Source organism: Buttiauxella sp., from assembly GCF_049686335.1.
In the GTDB taxonomy this organism is placed as follows: domain Bacteria; phylum Pseudomonadota; class Gammaproteobacteria; order Enterobacterales; family Enterobacteriaceae; genus Buttiauxella.
The window spans coordinates 20245-36540 of the sequence record NZ_JBAVHX010000010.1; the positions used below are offsets into that span (position 1 = coordinate 20245).

General features: G+C 49.2%; 15 protein-coding genes. 9 read left to right on the forward strand and 6 right to left on the reverse strand.

Translation table 11 applies throughout. The annotated features are described in order from the left end of the window. Positions 1-22: 22 nt before the first annotated feature. From WBL83_RS08760 to yecR, 3 genes are all read right to left on the reverse strand, one after another. Positions 23-946 carry a glucosamine inositolphosphorylceramide transferase family protein gene (locus tag WBL83_RS08760; RefSeq protein ID WP_424588778.1) on the reverse strand — a complete coding sequence of 308 codons (924 nt, stop codon included), beginning with the start codon at positions 944-946 and terminating at the stop codon, positions 23-25. A 466-nt stretch (positions 947-1412) separates the two neighbouring features. Beyond that, positions 1413-1910, reverse strand: a complete 498-nt coding sequence (ftnA, locus tag WBL83_RS08765; RefSeq protein WP_424588779.1) for a non-heme ferritin — start codon at positions 1908-1910, stop codon at positions 1413-1415. Positions 1911-2125: 215 nt separating this feature from the next. Next, a complete protein-coding gene (yecR, locus tag WBL83_RS08770; RefSeq protein ID WP_424588780.1) occupies positions 2126-2470 on the reverse strand; it encodes a YecR family lipoprotein in 345 nt (114 codons plus the stop codon). A 336-nt stretch (positions 2471-2806) separates the two neighbouring features. Here yecR and WBL83_RS08775 point away from each other — a divergent pair, with 336 nt between their 5' ends. Both WBL83_RS08775 and WBL83_RS08780 read left to right on the forward strand, forming a co-directional pair. Continuing rightward, positions 2807-3961 (forward strand): methyl-accepting chemotaxis protein, encoded by a 1155-nt coding sequence (locus tag WBL83_RS08775; RefSeq protein ID WP_424588781.1) that lies wholly within the window; start codon positions 2807-2809, stop codon positions 3959-3961. 162 nt (positions 3962-4123) lie between these two features. Then, positions 4124-4762, forward strand: coding sequence for an RpiB/LacA/LacB family sugar-phosphate isomerase (locus WBL83_RS08780; protein WP_424588782.1), 639 nt, complete (start codon positions 4124-4126; stop codon positions 4760-4762). Between the two features lie 98 nt (positions 4763-4860). Here WBL83_RS08780 and WBL83_RS08785 read toward each other — a convergent pair whose 3' ends face one another. Then, the gene (locus tag WBL83_RS08785; protein ID WP_424588783.1) at positions 4861-6279 is read right to left on the reverse strand and encodes an MFS transporter; all 1419 of its coding nucleotides are present in this window, start codon (positions 6277-6279) and stop codon (positions 4861-4863) included. Positions 6280-6496: 217 nt separating this feature from the next. Between WBL83_RS08785 and azuC the strand changes: the two genes are divergently transcribed. From azuC to WBL83_RS08820, 7 genes are all read left to right on the forward strand, one after another. After that, positions 6497-6580 (forward strand): stress response protein AzuC, encoded by an 84-nt coding sequence (gene azuC, locus WBL83_RS08790; RefSeq protein WP_115628089.1) that lies wholly within the window; start codon positions 6497-6499, stop codon positions 6578-6580. A gap of 201 nt (positions 6581-6781) precedes the next feature. Beyond that, positions 6782-8374, forward strand: a complete 1593-nt coding sequence (locus WBL83_RS08795) for an ABC transporter substrate-binding protein (RefSeq protein WP_424588784.1) — start codon at positions 6782-6784, stop codon at positions 8372-8374. A gap of 198 nt (positions 8375-8572) precedes the next feature. Continuing rightward, positions 8573-9526 carry an ABC transporter permease gene (locus WBL83_RS08800; protein WP_424588785.1) on the forward strand — a complete coding sequence of 318 codons (954 nt, stop codon included), beginning with the start codon at positions 8573-8575 and terminating at the stop codon, positions 9524-9526. A 4-nt stretch (positions 9527-9530) separates the two neighbouring features. Then, complete coding sequence (locus tag WBL83_RS08805; protein ID WP_424588786.1) at positions 9531-10376, forward strand: ABC transporter permease; 846 nt, start codon at positions 9531-9533, stop codon at positions 10374-10376. Then, positions 10369-11352 carry an ABC transporter ATP-binding protein gene (locus tag WBL83_RS08810; protein ID WP_424588787.1) on the forward strand — a complete coding sequence of 328 codons (984 nt, stop codon included), beginning with the start codon at positions 10369-10371 and terminating at the stop codon, positions 11350-11352. Before WBL83_RS08805 ends, WBL83_RS08810 begins: the two co-directional genes overlap by 8 nt. Further along, on the forward strand, positions 11339-12313 hold the full coding sequence (locus WBL83_RS08815; protein WP_424588788.1) for an ABC transporter ATP-binding protein: 975 nt from the start codon (positions 11339-11341) through the stop codon (positions 12311-12313). Before WBL83_RS08810 ends, WBL83_RS08815 begins: the two co-directional genes overlap by 14 nt. Before the next feature lie 116 nt (positions 12314-12429). Beyond that, positions 12430-12681 carry a DUF2766 family protein gene (locus WBL83_RS08820; RefSeq protein WP_424588789.1) on the forward strand — a complete coding sequence of 84 codons (252 nt, stop codon included), beginning with the start codon at positions 12430-12432 and terminating at the stop codon, positions 12679-12681. Between the two features lie 94 nt (positions 12682-12775). Here the strand turns inward: WBL83_RS08820 and WBL83_RS08825 are convergent, their stop codons facing one another. Next, positions 12776-14119 (reverse strand): anaerobic C4-dicarboxylate transporter, encoded by a 1344-nt coding sequence (locus WBL83_RS08825; protein ID WP_424588790.1) that lies wholly within the window; start codon positions 14117-14119, stop codon positions 12776-12778. A 148-nt stretch (positions 14120-14267) separates the two neighbouring features. After that, a complete protein-coding gene (locus tag WBL83_RS08830) occupies positions 14268-16286 on the reverse strand; it encodes a heparinase II/III domain-containing protein (protein ID WP_424588791.1) in 2019 nt (672 codons plus the stop codon). Between the last annotated feature and the right edge of the window lie 10 nt (positions 16287-16296).

The following is a 16296-nucleotide window of genomic DNA, read 5'->3' on the forward strand; positions in this document are numbered from 1 at the left end:
TCTCAGCCATTGATATGGGATGTCAGGCAAAATACTGTTTCCGGTATTTGACTAAACATTTAAACATAATCTTTTTCAATGGCGATAATATGCTGAATATCCACTCCTTGGTGTCATAGACAATATAACTTTCAGAGAAATTAAAAGTATGAATGCCTGCGCTTTTATTGATGATGGGATCAATGTTAGCCACCAGACGCTCTTCAAATGCAGATGGATTGATGTTGATCAACTCTTTGATATAAATAGATTTACCATACAACCCTGGCTGGCATTCCTGAGTCAGGATATAGTTTTTATTATTGTTTGAATAAGGCATTCCAGCGCCACGGTGGTGGTAATTACACAATGTTAAAGACGGCTCTATTTTTTTCCACTCGCCAAACAGATCACTCGCCGTATGAATCACCATTTCGTTATCCAGAGTGGTAGAAATGAGATAGTTAACGCCTTCCACTGTAAAGAAGACATTATCGGTATATTCGACGTTGGAAAGTAATACTTTGACTTTTTCCCATCGAGCCGGAAACTCAGTGGATTGAAACAGGAGAACTTCCTTTCGCTCTGACGACTCCGGAATCATAAACAGTTTGTCATCGTGATAAAAAACAAAAGGAAAGGACAGGTGGCATTTCAGGTCGTCAAAACCCTGCAGCTTGATATCGTCTGTTTCTTCAAGATTTTTATTCAACACCCGGCACTTCAGCACCCCCCTCGAGTTAAGGAAGCTAAAGGCTTCATAGAAAATAAACAGCTTATCTTCTTTCTCGATAATAAAAGGGTCTGCCTGGAAAGTGTATTTTTTATTAAGCAGCTGCGCCTTAGAATTACTGAGAATATCCAGCGTATTATGCGGAAATGAATGCATGCTATTTTTAATCACCATGATGTCCCAGGACTCATGGAAAAATAATTTTTTAATTAATTTATTGTTTTTGTTAAACATTTTTTCATCTTGTCCATGTTAGTGATCACCAGATAAAGGAAAAAAATGTTGCTCATTATTTTATAACTATAAGTAATATTAGAAATTATAATTACGGTGTGAAAGGGTAATCCACGGGATCCAATACCACGTTAAGGCTGTCTATAGCTCGCTTATCCGGGTTTAGTTTCTGCCAATAGCAAATTCGAGAATGGTGCTGCACTGGAGTATAGACGGTCAGGCAATATTCGCCTTTCTGAGAAGAAAAAATAGCGGCAATTTATGATGTCTGGAACAGGCTATAACTTCTTGTTTAGAAATTGGTGCAAGAAATATCTTAGGGAACAGTTAGTTATATGAAAGTGCGATTTTAATCAGGATATTTGGGTTGAGAGAAAGGGAGCGGAAGATTTTGCAAGGTGGGGCAAGTTGCTGGTTTGAAAAGGAGAACCGGCAAGCATAAAGCATGCTTACCGGTGAGAAGTTTTTAAGCTTGTGTATCCAGTGTAGAAAGTTCTTTATCTACGAAATACAGGCCTTCACCGCTTTTACCCACCAGACTTAATTTATCCAGTACAGATTTAAACAGTTTTTCTTCTTCGTGCTGCTCAGAAACATACCACTGCAGGAAGTTAAAGGTCGGGTAATCCTGAGAGGTCATCGCCGCATGAGCCAGTTCATTAATCTGACGAGTAATTAACTGTTCATGTTCGTAGGTGGCGTTAAACAGGTTATCCAGAGAAGTATAATCATGATCTGGCGCTGGGATAGCATTGATGCGAGGCAGGCTTCCAGTATCAGTCAAATAGGCAAACAGGCGCTGCATGTGCTCCATCTCTTCCTGAGCGTGGCGACGCAGGAACGCGGCAGCCCCTTCGAAGCTGTGGTAGCTGCACCAGGCACTCATTTGTTGATAAAGCAGGGAAGAGTAAAGCTCAAGATTCATTTGTTCGTTAAGTTTTTCGATCATTTCAGCTTTAAGCATAGTGCGCTCCAGGAATTAGATATTTAACAATGGCGCTACTTTAATTTTATTATTTCATTAATGCAAAGGAATTGTTAATTATATTATTGTAATGAGAATGGTTGCTAATATTATTCTTTTTTGAATTATTATTGAAGGCGAATAGGAATGATTGTTATTTAATTAACGGGGCGAGACAAATATTAATGTCCACCCCATTTGTTAACTCCTCCTAATCATTGGACGGTAATTTCATCCCTCAGATATTTTTCCATGCCGAGCCCCCGGCACTGATATTCAAGCGTGACAGTCTGGTTCAGACACAACGCGCCGCTGGTCAGGCTACAGGTTCTGACAGGCTCTCCGTAAGGGAAAGCTGAGGTATAACCCCACTGCTGACACTGGTGGCTGGCAGCTGACTGGGCGACCCAGGTATCAACTTTCGCCCTTTGTAATGGGGCAATATCAAATCCCAGACGAACCACACCTGCAACTTCGCTACTTTTTACCGGTTGCGGGGTTTTATTTATCGTGCAACCGCTTAATAACGCAGCCACTAAAAGCAAATAAACAGTTTTCATTATGCGCAGGCTCAAATGATATTTTTTATGATTTTAGCATGCAGCCAAACAGAATATTACCAACAGCATAAAGCTGCGTAATTTCATTTAAGATAATTAATAAAGAATCCTCTAACTTAAATTTAAGAGAATTATTGGGTGACAATTTCCCGCTGTAACCATATGCATGCTGATTAAATTTTGATCGGAAGTCGTATCAAGTTTGGCTGAAACGTGCCGACAATACTGTTTATGCACGGTTAACCCTCAGAATTAATATACAAAAACCGAAGATTCGGAGCTGAGGTTAGCGCAGATTGTGCAGTAAACCACTTACTCACCGGGGAAATTCATCACATGAAGTTTATTCGTAATATCAAAATCCGTGCCATGGTGGTGCTGATACTGGTTCTCTCGACGCTTGCCTGGTTCGGTGTTTCAGGACTCGCATTATGGACGTTACATGAAATAGAGCAGCAAACTACGCTCAATGCCCAACAAGCAAAATGGGTGGATATTGTTCAACTCCTGCTCGGTGCTTCAGTGGTCGCGAGTATTGCCATCACGTTGGTGACTGAACGCTATCTCTATTATTTCCTGGTTAGACCGGTGGAGATTATTCGCGAACATATGCATGTTTTGGCACGCGGTGAACTGGAAATCCAGTTGCCGGATTTAGGTCATAACTGTATCGGCCTGATGGTGTCACCCGTCCAGAAAATGCAGACCAATTGGGGCAAGGCTGTTTCTGATATCCGTACAAGCGCCACGTCAATTCGCGGTGATGCAACGGAAGTCGCTGGAGTGAATAACGAGCTGTCATCGCGCTCAGAACAGCTGGCTGCAGCGTTAGAAGAAACCACTGCCAGCATGGAACAGTTGAGCAGCACCGTCACGCTGAATGCCGAAAATGCCAGCCACGCCAGCGATTTGGCGAAAAATGCGACCAGGACCGCACGTAACGGCGGCGAGTCGGTAAAAAAAGTGATGAGCACCATGGAGACGATTACCAGCAGCTCGCACAAAATCGTCGATATCACTAACGTTATCAACAGCATATCATTACAGACTAACATTCTGGCGCTCAATGCCGCCGTTGAAGCGGCTCGGGCAGGAGAACAGGGGCGTGGTTTTGCAGTGGTCGCAAGCGAAGTTCGCAATCTGGCACAGCGAAGTGCCGTGGCGGCCAAAGAGATAGAAACCCTTCTCAAAGAATCGGTGGATAATATTTCCACCGGTTCAGAGCAGGTCAAAAAAGCTGGCGAGGCGATGGGCGAGATCCTCGATGCGGTGACGCAAGTGAATAACATTATGGGGGATATTGCTCACGCCTCCGGTGAGCAAAGTAAAGGCATTGGGCAGGTGGGGATTGCCGTCAAACAGATGGACGTGGTGACACAGCAAAATGTCAGCCTGGTTCATCAATCAGCGCTCTCCTCGGTGGAACTGGAAAAGCAGGCGCATCAACTTAACGATATTGTGGCGATGTTTCGTATTGCCAAATCGGCATAAACAGAAGGGACTTCACTGGCTAAAACGCAGAAGTGTGAGCCCATCTTTACTTTTTAAAACAAAATTTCATTAAATTTGAAAGTCTGTTTGCTAGATAGTATCGTTAATACATACCAAAGCTATTCACCTCGGGAAATCCCGTGACCCAATCAGGAGACGGAAATGAAAATAGCACTGATGATGGAAAACAGTCAGGCTGGCAAAAACGCAATCATTCTTAATGAGTTGCAAGCGGTTGCTGCTGAGAAAGAGTACCCGGTTTACAACGTAGGCATGAGCGATGAGCAGGATCACCACCTGACCTACATCCACCTCGGTATTATGGCGAGCATTCTGTTGAATTCTAAAGCCGTTGATTTCGTAGTGACCGGTTGCGGCACAGGCCAGGGCGCAATGATGTCCCTGAACATCCACCCGGGTGTAGTTTGCGGATATTGCCTGGATCCTGCTGATGCTTTCCTGTTCTCACAAATCAACAACGGTAACGCGCTGTCACTGGCATTCGCTAAAGGCTTCGGCTGGGGTGCAGAGCTGAACGTCCGTTACATGTTTGAAAAAGCATTCACTGGCCGTAAAGGCGAAGGCTATCCAATCGAGCGTAAAGAGCCACAGGTTCGTAACGCGGGCATCCTGAACCAGGTTAAAGCTGCGGTCGTGAAAGAAAACTATCTGGACACTCTGCGTTCAATCGATCGCGAGCTGGTGAAAACCGCTGTCTCTGGCGAACGTTTCCAGAAGTGTTTCTTCGAAAACTGCCAGAACAAAGAGATTGAAGCGTTCGTTCGCGAAATCCTTGCCTAATATCGTCTGATATTGCTTACGGCCAGCCTATGCTGGCCGTAATTATTTGTGCCACCGGACGCTACAGGCGTTGTCGGAAGGCGCGGCACTTATCCAACCTACTGTTTTTTAGAGACACTGCTACCGGCGTTCTGCGGCAATCGCAGCAAATCAATCAGCCCAAGCAGGCAAATCAGCGTAATCATGCCAAACGATATTTTGATCGACATGCCGGGAATCGACGCGATATCGAACCACTGGCTGATTTTCTCTCCGAGTCGAATCCCAATCGCACCCAGCGTTATCCCCAACCCGACAGACAACTGCGTCGCGGTGCTAAAAAGCGTATTGGCGTAGCTCATTTGCGTGGAGGGTACATCGGAGAAGGCGAGGGTGCTGATGCCGGTAAATTGCATTGAGCGGAACATCCCACCAAAGAATAGAATAGCTATCGTCAACCAGACCGCGGTGTGTGGCGTGAGAAATGCGCAGGCCAACAGAGACGCGACATTGAGCAGACCGTTAATAATCAGCAGTTTTTTGAAACCTAATGCGCGAATCAACGGTGTGGTAGCGGGTTTCATCACGAGGTTCCCGGCAAATACCGCTAAAACCAGCAAGCCCGAATGAAAAGCGTCCATCCCGAAACCGACCTGGAACAGCAGCGGTAATAAAAAAGGCACCGCACTGATAGAGGTTCGGAAAAGCGAGCCGCCGTACATTGTCACGCCAAAGGTTTGTACCTTTAACGCATCAAGCCGAATCATTGGATGTGGGGCATGTTTAAAATGCCACAGTGAATACCATAACGATGCGGCACCCAATAGCAGAAGACTGACTGTTGGCAGCACGTTAATCTGCGATTGCCCGAGCATTTCCAGGCCATACACCAGGCTAATCATCGCCACGGCGGTGCTGGCAAAACCGATGCCATCAAAGGGGCGGCGATCGTCATCATGAATATCCGGAATCAAACGCCACGCCAGCGCCATCGCCATTAGCCCAAGCGGCAGGTTGATATAAAAAATCCACCGCCACGATGCGTAACTGGTGATGAAACCGCCCAGCGGCGGGCCGATTATCGGCGCAACCAGCGCCGGCCAGGTCAGCGTGGCAATAGCGGTTATCAGTAAATGTTTGGGCGTGGTGCGTAACACCGCCAGTCGCCCGACCGGCACCATCAGCGCGCCGCCAACTCCTTGCAAGATGCGCATCGCGACAAATTGCTCCAGCGTATTGGCCATCCCGCACAGCACCGAGGAAAAAGTAAAAATCCCGAGTGCCAGAGTAAAGACTTTGCGTGCGCCAAAACGATCGGCGATCCAACCGCTTGCCGGAATTAACACCGCCAGTGTCAGCAGATAGGCGCTCATCCCGATATTCAAATCAACGGCATCCACGCCAAAGGTTTTGGCCATTTCCGGCAGCGCGGTTGCGATCACCGTCCCGTCGAGAAATTCCATAAAAAATGCGCCAGCAACCAACAACGCCATGCCTGAAATGCCACGTTTTGGTGACTGTGAAGGGGAGTTTTCCATGAATGAAACTCAAAATTAAAATAATGTTTTAAAAATTAATTGAGCCAATTAACCAGTTAAGTGTTGGATTTGCAAGCCATTTCATGTGACGAACTTGTAAAATCCACACTTAAAATGTGTGATGCGCATCACAAAACTATTGATTTGTGTGACGGATGTCATATTATGGGCACCAGAAAGAGCAACACCTGTAAAAAGAAAAAAACTGGAGCACACAATGAAAATGCGCAAAATCCTGAAAAGTATGTTCGAGCAATACTGCAAGACCTTTAAAGATGTACCACCAGCTGGCATGTTCTGATCTGCCTGACTGAAGAAAAACCTGCTACGGCAGGTTTTTTTATGCCTGACATTTGACAATTTCCCCGCTGTATTCCCCTTTATATCGACAATTTATCCTTTAGCTCTTTTTCGCATAACCTTATGCGTTTTACACTTATTTACAATGTGGGTATCGGTGGTGCACTATGCGGGCTCTATTTGAGATGGAGTCCGTGAATAAATGCGTAAACCCCTGTTGTTATCTGCGTTGTTTGCTTCTTTGGCCCTGGCACTTTCCGGCTGTGATGATGCGAAAACTGAAACTGCGGCAACTCCTGCCCCGGCAAAACAAGCTTCCCAGGATGGCGGCAATTTGATTGTTGGTATTACCTCCGGTGATCCATTAGCGATGAACCCGCTGTATGCCAGCGACCGTACTACGCTTACCATTATGCAAGCGCTGTATGCGCCACTGTATAGTTTCAACGGCGACAAAATCGAATGGGGCCTGGCAGAAAGCCTGACGCCGTCAGAAGACAACCTCTCATATCTCCTTAAACTCAAACCGAATCTGAAATGGCAGGATGGCAAAGCCATTACGGCAGACGACGTGGTGTTTACCTTCAACAAATTGCTCGATGAGAAACAACACAGCTTCTTCCGCAGCATGTTTGTATATGGCGACAAGCCGATTCAGGTCACTAAAGTTGATGACCAGACAGTGAAATTCACGCTGCCACAGGTGAGTGCCGCGTTTGTCGGAACCCTGGTGCAGATTTACCCGATCCCACAGCATATCTTTGCTGATGAGAAGGGTGACATGGAAAAGAGCACCAAAAACGATGCGCCAGTCGGTTCGGGTCCGTTCAAATTTAAAGAGTATCGCGCAGGTCAGTATTACTCGCTGACGCGTTTTGATGACTACTGGAACGGCAAACCCAAACTGGATGCTGTGACCTACCGTTTCGCTAAAGACAGCAACTCCGCCAACCTTGCGCTGCAAAATGGCGAAATCAACATGAAGATGGTTGATCCGCAAGACGTCACGCGTTTGAAGTCGAGCGGTAAATTTGACTTCGTTATCTATCCGGAAGGTCGTCTGGCATATATGACGTTCAACCAGAACATCGATAGCATGAAGAACAAAGCGCTGCGTCAGGCCATTGCTTATGCCATCAATAAAGATGAACTGGTTCAGGCGGCATTTTCCTCGCTGGACTACGCGCAACCGGCTGCTTCTATTCTGACGCCAGACACGCTGTATCAGACCAACGACGTTGAAACTTATAAGTTCGATGTCGAAAAAGCTAAAGCGCTGCTGAAAGAGTCTGGTGCGCCTGCCAATCTGAAATTACGTCTTGCCTACATCAACAGCAACAAAACCCAGGAAAGCATGGGGCTGTATATTCAGCAACAGCTGAAAAACGTCGGGATTGCGGTGGAACTGATGCCACTTGATGCAAACGCGATGTCACAGCGTAGCCTGGATATGAAAAACACCTCATATGAGCTGAGCCTTGGCGGTTACATCATGGGTATGGAACCGGACGGTTATAAATCTTTGTATCTGAGCAACGAAGCTTATAACTATGCGCATTACAAAAACCCAACCTTTGATGCCTTGTGGGAACAGGGCGCGACCGAAACAGACAAAACCAAACGTGCTGAGATTTATAAGCAAATCCAGCAGACGGTTGCCAACGATATGGCGTGGTATCCGATTGCTTATACCAACGCGGTTGTTGCGGTGGATAAGCGTTTTGCCGGAACCAAAGAGGCTGAACCTAAGCCTGTCTATATGTTCCAGGATCTGTCAAAAATCTATCAACAATAATTAACTTTATCTTTAAGGGTCTCTCCTGAGAGGCCCTTTTTGATGAAGGCATAATGGTGGATGACGCTACGCTTATCCCCCCTACAAGGGTAATACCATTTTGTGGGTCGGATGATCCCCCACAACGGTAATACCATTTTTTGTAGGTCGGATAAGCGTAGCGTCATCCGACATTGCTTGAATCAATTTTGAGGCAGTATGAACAATGTGTTAGTACGACGCCTGGCGCAACTTGTGCCGATGCTGTTCTTCATCTCGCTGGTGTCGTTTTTGCTGGTCAAACTCGCGCCCGGCGATCCGGTACAGGCATACATTACGCCACGTATGAGCCCTGAGGATATCGAACGTATCCGTCACAGTCTGGGGCTTGATAAACCGATGTTTATGCAATACCTGTTGTGGCTGAAAAACGTGCTGCAAGGGGATTTGGGTTATTCGCTGATCTATCATCGCCCCGTTTTAACCATGATTGCCGAACGTATTCCGGCAACACTGGGGCTGATGGGCGCGTCACTGGTGCTGGCCATCGTGGTCGCCATTCCACTGGGTTTGCTGGCCGGCGCTTACAAACATCGTTGGCTGGATCACTTCCTCAACATGTTTGCTTACATCGGTATTTCCGTGCCGATTTTCTGGTTTGGCATCCTGCTTATCACGGTGTTTTCCGTGCAGCTCAACTGGCTACCGAGCATGGGGATGCGCACCATTGGTATTGAGGATTCCTGGGTAGATGTACTTCGCCACGGGATTTTGCCGTGTATCGCGCTGACCTTTTACAACCTCTCCAATTATGTGCGTTACATTCGCTCCAACACCATTACCCAACTGTCAGCTGATTACGTGCAAACGCAGCTGGCATACGGTGCGACACGCCGCTCCATCTTATTCCGCCATGTGCTCAAAAACGTGCTGTTGCCGGTTATCACCTTGTTTGGCCTGTCGTTTGGCGAGCTGGTGGTGGGGGCGTACGTCACCGAAAGCGTCTTCTCCTGGCCGGGAATGGGCCTGTTAGGTATCCAGTCGATAACCTCGCTGGATTACCCGTTGATCATGGCGATGATCATGCTTTCTTCACTAATGCTTATCGTCGGTAATTTATTGGCAGACTTGCTATATCGCGTTGCAGATCCGCGTATTAAGGCATTGAGGTAAGACGATGAGTAGACGTTGGCAACAAGTTAAACATGGCCTGAAACGTAATCGTCCAGCTCAGTTCTCATTACTGGTTTTGACAGTTTTCAGCATTGCGGCTCTACTGGCCGCACTTAGCCCTTTTGATCCCAACCAGATGTCGCTGACCGCAAGGTTGCTGCCTCCGGATGCGGCGCACTGGTTCGGCACAGATGACTACGGGCGCGACTATTTCACCCGCGCCTTATACGGTGGCCAAATCTCGTTGATGGTCGGTTTCCTGTCGATGCTATTTTCAACGCTCATTGGCACGCTGGTGGGTACCGTTAGCGGCTATTTTGGCGGGCGTATCGACAACCTGATGATGCGCGTGGTCGATATTTTGCTGTCGATTCCGGCGTTCTTCTTGCTGCTGGTGTTAAACGCCTATCTGAAGCCGGGGATCGCGAATATTATCCTGATTATCAGTGCGTTGACATGGATGAACATGTCTCGCCTGGTGCGCGCGGAGACTTTGTCGGTCAAAGAGCGTGAATATGTGGTGTACGCGCGCGCTTGCGGTGAACATCCGTTCATCATCATTGCGCGTCATATTATCCCAAATATTCTGCCGACCATTATGGTGGCGGCGACGCTAAATATTGCCTCGGCTATCCTGATGGAATCGACCCTCAGCTTCCTTGGGCTTGGCGTACAACAACCGAATGCGTCATGGGGCAGCATGCTGAACAACGCGCAATCTTTCATTGGCGAAGCCACCTGGCTTGCCATGTTCCCGGGCGTACTGATTTTGCTGACGGTACTGAGTTTTAACGTTCTGGGCGATGTATTGCGTACCGCCTTTGAGCCAGGAGCGAATCGCGATGAGTAACTTACTGGAACTCGATAACCTGCAAACTTCTTTCTTTACCCGCGAAGGGGAAGTGAAAGCGGTACGTGGCGTGAGCTTTGCGGTGAAACGCGGCGAAGTGGTGGGCATCGTTGGCGAATCGGGCTGTGGCAAAAGCGTGACCTGTAAATCGGTGCTGAAACTACTGGGCAGCAATGGCAAAGTGGTGGGCGGACATGTCCATTTTAAGGGCGAAGATTTAGCCCGTAAAACGCCGGAACAGATGCGCCAGATCCGTGGCAACGACATTGCGATGATCTTCCAGGATCCGATGACGGCACTCAATCCGGTGCTGACCATTGGCAAACAGATGACTGAGATCCTGATGCGTAATCAGAATCTCAGCAAAAAAGTGGCGAAAGAAAAAGCTATCGCCATGCTGCAACAGGTGGGAATTGGTAACGCGGAAATCCGTTATAACCAGTATCCCCATGAGTTCAGTGGCGGGATGCGCCAGCGTGTGATGATTGCGATTGCACTGTCATGCCATCCGGCGCTGCTAATTGCCGACGAACCGACCACCGCGCTGGATGTCACCATTCAGGCGCAGATTTTACGTCTGCTAAAACAGCTGCAACAGCAAACCGACACGGCCATTATGCTGATAACCCATGACCTGGGCGTGGTGGCTCAGGTGTGTTCGCGTGTGGTGGTGATGTATGGCGGGCTGGTGATGGAGCAGGGTAGCGTGGAAGATATCTTCTACCGCCCGGCCCATCCGTACACCCGCGGGCTGCTGGCATCTTTGCCACGACAGGGAGAAACCGGGTCGCGCTTATCGCCTATCGAAGGTTCGCCACCAGGCTTACTCAATCCACCACCGGGTTGCCCGTTTGCCGACCGTTGCCCGCAGCGCATGGAACGTTGTAGCCGCTTGTCGCCGGTGTACCAGGCAGGGGAAGGGCATCAGGCCATGTGCTGGTTATGGGATTCGGAGGTGAATCATGCAGGACGTTAAACCATTAGTTCGGGTGAACGGACTCCGAAAATATTTCCACAGCCAGCAGGGTTGGTTTAACAAAACGCCGCCCGTTAAAGCGGTTGATGGCGTGAGTTTCGACATTTATCCCGGTGAAACCTACGGGCTGGTGGGTGAATCAGGCTGCGGTAAATCGACTTTAGGGCGCAGCGTGCTTCGCCTGTTTGATATTACTGACGGTGAAATTGAGTTCGCCGGCCAGGACATCGCCAAAATGAGCGACAAGCAACTCAAACCGTTGCGCCGTCGTATGCAGGCGATTTTCCAGGATCCGTATTCCTCACTCAATCCGGGCATGACCGTCGCACAGTTAATTGCCGAGCCGATGAAAATCCACGGCTATGGCAAAGCGCAACGCGCCGCACGCACGCTGGAGTTGCTGGAGAAAGTGGGGCTGAAAGCGGAACATTTGAATCGCTTCCCTCACGAGTTCAGTGGCGGCCAGCGCCAGCGAATCAGTATTGCTCGCGCCTTGTCGGTCAATCCGGAGTTTGTCTTATGCGATGAACCGCTGTCGGCGCTGGACGTTTCGGTGCAGGCGCAAGTGGTGAATATTTTGCAGGATTTGCAGCAGGCATTCGGGCTGACTTATCTGTTTATCGCCCACGACCTGTCTATGGTGCGTCATATTTCTGACCGTATTGGCGTGATGTATCTGGGTTCACTGGTAGAAGAAGCGCCAGCCGAGACGCTATATACCGAACCGGCGCATCCCTATACGCGTGCGTTGCTGGCCTCCATACCGGTGGCAGATCCACACGTCCAGATGCTGGAGCAAGGTGGCATCAAGGGGGAATTACCGGGTGCCATGAGCGACTGGCAAGGGTGTAAATTCTGCAATCGCTGCCCGCGAGCGATGGATCAATGCCAGAGCCAAAGCCCGGTAATGCAAGAGATTGCGCCAGGACATCGGGTGGCATGTTGGTTATTTAGCCAATAACCCACAGCGGCGGGAGCTGACTCAAGCTCCCGCCGCTGTGTTACCCGCAATCCAGACATTCCGTTTCAGCGTAGACAAATGTACTATGACGCCCATTGCGAAACAGGAGAGTCAAAATGTCTGAACAATTATCTGCCGACCAGGAACTGGTTTCCGATGTGGTGGCGTGCCAGTTAGTGATTAAACAAATTCTGGATGTCATCGATGTGATTTCCCCCGTCGAAGTACGCGAAAAAATGGCGAATCAGTTGAAGACCATTGATTTCAGTACTCATCCGGCAGCGGCAGATCCTGTGACCCGCCGTGCGATCCAAAAAGCCATTTCTTTGATTGAACTGAAATTCACGCCGCAAAACGAAGCGCATTAATTGCTGTTGTAGGGTGGATAAGCGACAGCGCCATCCACCACTATCACCATGATTGTCGGGTGACGCTTCGCTTACCTGGCCTACAACACCGCACTCAGAAGAATGTCATCACCAGCAGGTAACTCGCCGCACACGCGCAGCTCACACCGATCAAACCTGGCAAAATGAAACTGTGGTTAATGATGAATTTGCCAATCTTCGTCGTGCCGGAACGGTCAAAACCGATGCAGGCCAAATCACTTGGATAGGTCGGCAAAACAAAGTAACCATAGGACGCCGGGAAGAACGCAATCAGCATTTTCGGCTCAACGCCCAGCATCAGGCCCATCGGTGCAACGGCGGTTAAAGCCGCAGCCTGGCTGTTCACCAGCTTAGAAACCAAAAACAGCACGATGGCGTACGTCCACGGATGGCTTTTCACCACGCCTTCCAGCGCCATTTTTAGCTCTTCAAGATGGGCCTGGAAAAAGGTATCGCTCATCCACGCCACACCAAAGACCGAGAAAATCGCCACCATCCCGGCTTTAAATACCGCACCGTTGGAGATAGCTGAAGCATTCACTTTGCAGGTAATCAGCATCACGGCACCGGCAATCAACATCATCATCTGGATGACCAGATTCATGGATAACGGCTTTAATGAGCCTTTGATCTCGAAAGCGGGGCGCAGCGCGGGAATTGCCCCTAACAACACCACCACCAGGATCCCGGCAAAGAAGATCCAGGTTGACCAGTAGGCTTGTTTTGGGAACACCTGGTTCATCAACGTTTCGCTACTGCCGTAGATAAACTCGCGCTGTTTCGGGTCTTTGAGTTTTTCCTGGAACTCCTCGTCATCTTGCAAATCTTTGCCACGACGCAAACTCCACAACGCAGCAATCAGCACCCCAAAAAGTGAAGCCGGCACGGAAACGCACAAAATATCGAGGATGCCCCACGCGTGGCCAATGCCGTGGTTTGCCGCCAGAATCGAAATCAATGAAACCACCGCCACCGAAACCGGAGAAGCGGTGATCGCCATTTGCGAGGCAATCGATGCAACCGCCATCGGACGTTCCGGGCGAATCCCTTTTTTAAGGGCGATATCGGCAATAATCGGGAACATGGTGTACACCACATGCCCGGTGCCGCACAGAAACGTCAGCATCCAGGTAGTGAAAGGCGCAAGCAGAGTGATGTGTTGAGGATGTTTGCGCAGCAGACGCTCGGCAAACTGCATCATGACATTCAGGCCGCCTGCAGTTTGCAAGGTGGCGGCACAACCAATCACCGCAAGAATAGTCAGCATCACATCAACGGGCGGTTTTCCTGGCTCAAGCCCAAAGATGAAAGTGAGAATAAACAGCCCAATCCCACTGATCAGGCCAAGACCCATCCCGCCGAAACGAGTGCCCACTAACAGGCATAAAATAATGACAATAAATTCAATGGTAATCATGGTAGTCCCTTAATTATAAACATGTAATTAGCATTACAGAATGTAGGGACTACCAATGAGACACAGATCTGGTTTGTTAAAATTCAATTAAAACAGTTGGTTAATAACAATATATTAACACTCCGCCTACCACAGGCGGAGCGGGTATTCATAAGGGGAGATGTGAACGCTGAAGACGCGGAAGGGACGTATGGTCGTTGGCTACCTCAACGACCAACACCTCTTCACCACGTTTTAATACGATACGCATGCCACCGTTATCCGGCGTAACGTGCATATCGGTGACGGGGTGCTGATTATCAAAATCCCACACGCAAACGTACTCGGGCTGACTCTCATTACTGCGTAACACCACGTAACTTAACTGCCCAACGGCGGGATTATCCGGCGCATTTCCCTGCCACAACCCGGCCTGCCCATACAGCCATAATGCTTGCCCTTCAGGAGCGGTGGCAAAGTGGCGTGGCTGGCTGTTGCTTAACGGTACGCAATGCGCGTCATTCATGATAACCAGCGGGCCGTGGGCGCTAAACTGAGCCGGTTCTCCCTCCACATCCAGCGCCTGACCCTGAAGGTGAAGTGTCCAGTCAACTTGTTGGCGATGTGGATTTTGCACACTGCTGATATCGATTAATGCGTTATCCAGCCATAGCAAACGGCGGCGAAAACGCACGTCTCGCCAGGCTTCGCTGTCCCACTGGACGCGAGTGTGGCTGTCGAGTTCAGGCGGCGTTTGTCGCCAGTCGACCTCAGTATCCAGCCAGCAGAACGTCTGGCTCTCGTGATAGTTAAGCACCACAGGGATAGCAGGCGGTTGGTTAGTTTGGTTGACCGAAATGGTGTTATGCGTAGCGCTATTTTTGTAATACGCATAGTGCATGGGTGCGCCGTAACCGGTGGTGCCAGGATCGGGTAGGATCTCCTGAGCTTCATTAAACAGCAGAATATTCAGACGGTCATAATGGTCGTGCTCACCGCCGTAGGGCGTATGTTTTACCAATAAGGCGCGCTGTTTATTAGCGTTACGCCACACCGTCAGCCCGCAATGTGGAGCGTGAAGATGACGGGTTGGGATCAGTTCTGGAACACTTTCAGGCAGCGGGGTGCTGTAAAGAAACGCATCAAGATTGGGGCGTGGATCCAGCGCAATAATCGCCTTTAGCGCCGCGGCATATTGCTCATCACGATAGTAATGCCACGCAAAGTAATAGAGGTGACTGTGGTCCAGTTTTTCCTGGCCAAAGATACAATCGTTGATGCGTGGAAAGCTACCGTCAGGCATCAAAAGCGTCAGCGGGAAACTGAGCATTTTTCTATACCAGGGTTCATCCAGCAAACTCCAGCGCGTGCCGATGGCCAGCTTTTCAAAAGCCAGAAAGCCTTGTAGCGCGTAGAAGTGATAATGAATGGAACCCTCGAACCACAACCCTTCATCAAACAAACCATGCTCAAGCTGATAACGCAGCCCGTAAGGCTTGTTTACCGCAAATTCGAGTAACGTATCGTCTTCCAGCACCAACCCCAAAACACCCACCGCGCAGCCGATCTTCACTTCATGGTTGTGCAATTGCGCCGTGCGATGAGCCATCAAGAAATGCGCACCTTCGCGCAATAAGCGCGTCGTAATGACCTCGCGCTCCTCCACAGTGAGCGCCTGCGCAATACAATCAAAACCGAGGGTGAAATCCAGCATGCAGTTAGCTTCGCACAGCGTCTGGGCATTCATTTTCCCTGGCCCATTGTAGGGAATGCCGCCATGAATTTGATAATCCGGATAGTATCCGGCGTAGCGCATCAGTAATTCGCGGACTTTATCGAAATATCGCGCCTCACCGGTGAGTTGCCAGAGTAAACCCAGTTGATGGCAGGCTTTAGCATTCAGGCCATTGAGCTCTCGCCACCACGCGCCATCATAAGGTTCACCGCAAAACCGCTGCCCATCGACCGGGCAGCAATGAGCGGTTGGCGAGGTGCGATCCCACACCAGCCTGACGCCGTGTTCAGGGCAAAAATAATAGAGATTCCAGGTGGCGCGTCCAGTCTCCGGCACGAGTACGGGATGATTGAGAACCACACTGTTGTCGGCAACCAGCTGTTCAATTATGGCGGGTTGCGCGCTAACACGTTGCTGAAGGAGATTAAGTTGTTGCGTGGTGAACTGCTTCATCGCTCGATCC

Excerpts from the sequence above, each read along its gene's own strand:
- WBL83_RS08760 (WP_424588778.1), bottom strand. The coding sequence starts at position 946 with ATGTTTAACAAAAACAATAAATTAATTAAAAAATTATTTTTCCATGAG.
- ftnA (WP_424588779.1), bottom strand. The coding sequence starts at position 1,910 with ATGCTTAAAGCTGAAATGATCGAAAAACTTAACGAACAAATGAATCTT.
- yecR (WP_424588780.1), bottom strand. The coding sequence starts at position 2,470 with ATGAAAACTGTTTATTTGCTTTTAGTGGCTGCGTTATTAAGCGGTTGC.
- WBL83_RS08775 (WP_424588781.1), top strand. The coding sequence starts at position 2,807 with ATGAAGTTTATTCGTAATATCAAAATCCGTGCCATGGTGGTGCTGATA.
- WBL83_RS08780 (WP_424588782.1), top strand. The coding sequence starts at position 4,124 with ATGAAAATAGCACTGATGATGGAAAACAGTCAGGCTGGCAAAAACGCA.
- WBL83_RS08785 (WP_424588783.1), bottom strand. The coding sequence starts at position 6,279 with ATGGAAAACTCCCCTTCACAGTCACCAAAACGTGGCATTTCAGGCATG.
- azuC (WP_115628089.1), top strand. The coding sequence starts at position 6,497 with ATGAAAATGCGCAAAATCCTGAAAAGTATGTTCGAGCAATACTGCAAG.
- WBL83_RS08795 (WP_424588784.1), top strand. The coding sequence starts at position 6,782 with ATGCGTAAACCCCTGTTGTTATCTGCGTTGTTTGCTTCTTTGGCCCTG.
- WBL83_RS08800 (WP_424588785.1), top strand. The coding sequence starts at position 8,573 with ATGAACAATGTGTTAGTACGACGCCTGGCGCAACTTGTGCCGATGCTG.
- WBL83_RS08805 (WP_424588786.1), top strand. The coding sequence starts at position 9,531 with ATGAGTAGACGTTGGCAACAAGTTAAACATGGCCTGAAACGTAATCGT.
- WBL83_RS08810 (WP_424588787.1), top strand. The coding sequence starts at position 10,369 with ATGAGTAACTTACTGGAACTCGATAACCTGCAAACTTCTTTCTTTACC.
- WBL83_RS08815 (WP_424588788.1), top strand. The coding sequence starts at position 11,339 with ATGCAGGACGTTAAACCATTAGTTCGGGTGAACGGACTCCGAAAATAT.
- WBL83_RS08820 (WP_424588789.1), top strand. The coding sequence starts at position 12,430 with ATGTCTGAACAATTATCTGCCGACCAGGAACTGGTTTCCGATGTGGTG.
- WBL83_RS08825 (WP_424588790.1), bottom strand. The coding sequence starts at position 14,119 with ATGATTACCATTGAATTTATTGTCATTATTTTATGCCTGTTAGTGGGC.
- WBL83_RS08830 (WP_424588791.1), bottom strand. The coding sequence starts at position 16,286 with ATGAAGCAGTTCACCACGCAACAACTTAATCTCCTTCAGCAACGTGTT.